Here is a 3817-nt window from a genome sequence, read left to right on the forward strand (position 1 = left end):
ACGTTCGGGCCCCGGCGCGGCTCAAAATTGGGGGTGCGAGACAGGTTGAACCAGTCGATCCGCGAAAGTGCTGCCTCCATCTCGGGGAAGTTGCGCACCTTTTGCGACATTTCCTCGGGGTTTTGCACGATCAGCGCCTGCGAAACCGCGCCGATCCCATCAGGAAAGCCCAGAAACGCCGCCATGCCTTTCAGCACATCTAGGTTCTGGATGTCTTCGTAATCGACATAAAACGCAGTCTGTCCCGAGCTTTGCAATGCGCGCAAAAGCTTAAGCTGAAACTCTAGCAGGGGTGCCAGAAACGCCTCGAACTCGGCTGGTTTGAAAGGTGCCTTGAACTCCCGCCGGTCGCGCACGTCGGTCAGCCGCCACCGGTCTGTGTTATAGGCGATCTTCAGGCTTATATAGCTTTCAACCGGGTTGCGGGTGAGGATGATCTTGGCGCAGCGCGGATCGGCCAGAACCTGGTCCAGCACGCGCGGGTCGTGATCGTGAAAATAGCGAAAACCGTTCAGCCCCTCGGCTTCGCGGATGCGGGTCAACAGCCCGATCGGGTCTGCGGTGCGTTCTTCCAGCGTGACCCCCAGAAGGTCGGTCAGGTCGGGGTCGCCCAGATGCACGGGGTTGAACGCCTCGCCATGGCAGCGCAGCCCCTCGATCTGGTTCAAGCTCGCCTCAAGCAGGTTCGAGCCGGTGCGCATCTCGGCAAAAATCACAAAGCTGTCGAAAGGGCGGGTCATACGGGCAATGCCTTATCTGACAATATAGGGGCGGTCGCGCTGCACATTGCTCGGCAGCGGTGCATCATCGACCGGGAAATCGCCCATAAGGCGCGGCTGCATCCCCTGATTCTTGAGGTTCTGCAAAAACTGGCCAAAGCCGCTCAAATCCCGCAGTCGCGGAGCCTCGGTCAGCCGCCGGGTCGAGCGCGGGCTGATTTCGTCGATCAGGGTCTGCAAAAGCTCCATCGGGTTTTCGATGAAGTCGGCCATCGTCCAGATCCGCACCCGCGCCTTGACATACATCGAGCGCAGGATGCCGATCTGATCGAGTTCGATTTTTTGCAGCCGTGCCGCCTCGCGTCGGGTGACGGCGAAGCTTTCGGACGAAAGGAACAACGGCACCGCCCAGGCCCCCGAAATCACCGAAATCTGCGCATTCGGGTCGGTTGCCAGAAACCAGTTGCAGGCTTGGCTATCGCGCGGGCTAAACTGAAAACATTGCCGCTCGCCACGCGCATTCCAGATCAGGTTGGTCAGAAACGCTTGCGAGTTGTAGTCGCGCAATTTGGCGCTATCGGTCAGGCAACCCGCAAACATCGTCTCGCCGCCCGCAAACTCGGCCCGCTCGGGCGCAAAAAGATGGCCGTGCACACGGGCACCGGCGTATTTGGCCAACCAGCCGTCAAAGTTCTCGAACAGATCGTCGAAACCCTGAAACACCGAATAGGGTGCCGAGGTCTTGCCATTTTCACGGTCCCGGTGTGGAAAACGGCTTTGCATGTAAAGCCCGGGTCGCCCGTTGGTGCGCCGTTCTACCGCCTTTGAAAACAGCCGGTCTATCTTGACCGGGTCGGGCTCTGCTTCGGCGTCGATCGGACTGCGCTGGGCGAGGAAAGTGGCATAAAGCCGCTCGGCCTGCGGCCAGATCTTGCGCGCGACAAAGCAGTTGGAGCGCCGAAGCAGTTGCAGATGGTCATCATAGAACAGGTGCGGCTTGCCCTGAAAATCAAACTTCGACAGCGTCAGTGAGCGGCTTTCGACATTGGTCGAATACAGCCGAGCGAGGCTTTGGAAGTAGCTTTCGTCCGGAATCCAGACCTTCGAGAAATAGTCGTCGTAGACCTCGCGATCCGGGTCTTGCAGGATAGAGGCGAGCGTGCGGCGGCTGAGGCACCACCACTGGCTACCCATATGCGGCAGGATGCCGGCAGGGATCTTGCGGCGGTATTTCAGTCGGCGCTGCAATTCCACATAGCGGTCAAACAGGCGTCGCTGCCGCTTCCAGCTAAAGGGGAAATGCAGGGTAAAGCGTTCTTCATCAAGCCCGCCAATGGTCCAACCGACATCGGCGGTAGTGACGCTTTCGATAAAATCGGTGGTCGGGCGCGCGGCAAGATATTCGGCCAAGTCCTGAACCGGCCGCAACGGCAGGCAAGAGCCTGACGCAAGGAAGACATGCCCCACCTCGCCATGCCGGGCCAACATCTGCTCGGCCCCCGCCTGCGCCGCGGAAACCAGCGACCATGTGCCCCATTCGCATTTGAAGCGGCGCGAAAAACTGACGTTTGGCAGATCGGAAACGCTGGCGGTGAAAGTGTCGAAACTCAGCTTATCAACCCGCCGATCAACGTGAATGACCACCGGCGCGCCACCCTCGGCCCAGAACCGCGCCACCTGAGCGGCACGGTCGAGCGCGGTGTGGCACATCATCACGAAGCCAACGCTCACCTCTGCCCCCTCACGCCCAATTGCCCTTTGACATCAGCCCCAGAATCTCGAGCTGGCGCCAGTTGATATATTTCTCGCTCCACTTGCACCACAGGTCAGGCTCGGTCGAAAGCTGCTCGGCATAGGCGATGTATTCGCGCGAACCTGCGAAATGCTCACGCCGCGCCATCTCTTCCTCGATCTTCGCGGTCAGCGGCGAGATGAACTTGGCGTGCAGCAGGCAGCCCGAAACCTTTTCGCCGCCCCAGTCGTCATAGACCATGTTCAACCCGCGCGGCAGCAGCATATGGGTCGATGAGACATAGGCGTAGCGACGGTTCCATTTCACCAGCGGAATCTTGTTCAGTGACGGCGCGTTATAAGGGTCGTCGGAAAAGAACATCCGGGCCCGCGGCCCACCCTGAATCCACAGGTTGTTGAAATACCAGTTGCGCGAAATCGTGTAGTTGCCGCTATCGAACCATTGCGCAATCTCAAGCGGGTTCTGCCCTTCGCGGTAAGGCTGCGCGTCGATCGGGCCCTTGGGATAAAGATCAAGCAGCATCGCCGGAAAGCTGCGCAACTCGTAGGTATCGAGCCAGTCTGTCAACGCCCGGATCGGCCGCGTGTCGCAGAACGGATAAACAAAAAACTCGTCAGGATCGACAACCAGCGTCCAATGCTTGTGCCCGTAGCGCATCAATAGCCAGTTTATCCAGTCCACGCCATAGCGAGAGCCCTTGTAGCTGGCTGAAGTGGTCCAGACCGACACATCTTTCTGCTCGGCAAGCCATTCGCGCGAGCCATCGTCGCTGTCGTTATCGACGATCAGGAAATGGTTGATGCCAAGCTGGCGGTAGTAGCGCAGAAAATAAGGAAGTCGCACCCGTTCGTTGCGCAGCGTGGCAAACAGCAGAATGTCGGATGGCTTGATCGCATCGGTACGCCGCGCCACGCTGCGCAACGCGTGACGTTTGCGAAGGGCTCGCAGCAACAGACGCCTGCGCTTTACCCGCAGGCGATATGATTGCATCAAACTCAAGCCCTAGCCCCTACCCCGCGTTGCCCCGTTGGCACGGCAACTCTGACCCCGGCTTTCTTAATTTTCCCTCATTGAAACAAGAGGTAGCCTTGGGGTTCGATGCCGCATCCGCGCTTTTGCGTCGCGCGCAAGAATAGGCAATCGCGGCCTGCGCGTAAACAACTGTATTCCAAGCGGAAACAAAATCGCGGGGCGAGGGCGCGCGTCAGCCGCCCCTATGCATCAGGCCGAGCGCGACGAGTTGCCGCCAACCGGCATATTCCACCGCGCCTTCATGCCAAAGGTCGGGGTTGGCGATCAGCCCGTCGTAATATCCATCGAACGCCGCAGGGTCGCCAAAATGCTC

2 protein-coding genes and 1 pseudogene are annotated in these 3817 nt (G+C 59.3%); all 3 read right to left on the reverse strand.

The genetic code is table 11. The features are described from left to right. Positions 1–740 (reverse strand): annotated as a pseudogene (locus ABY403_RS14320) (nodulation protein NodH); the annotation flags it as partial. A gap of 12 nt (positions 741–752) precedes the next feature. Next, positions 753–2432: a beta-1,6-N-acetylglucosaminyltransferase gene (locus ABY403_RS14325; RefSeq protein ID WP_372841502.1), complete on the reverse strand. Its 1680-nt coding sequence runs from the start codon at positions 2430–2432 to the stop codon at positions 753–755. A 28-nt stretch (positions 2433–2460) separates the two neighbouring features. Further along, entirely contained in the window at positions 2461–3462 is a 1002-nt protein-coding gene (locus tag ABY403_RS14330) for a glycosyltransferase family 2 protein (RefSeq protein ID WP_372841501.1), read from the reverse strand. Between the last annotated feature and the right edge of the window lie 355 nt (positions 3463–3817).

This window comes from Phaeovulum sp., assembly GCF_041596715.1.
Lineage (GTDB): Bacteria > Pseudomonadota > Alphaproteobacteria > Rhodobacterales > Rhodobacteraceae > UBA6213.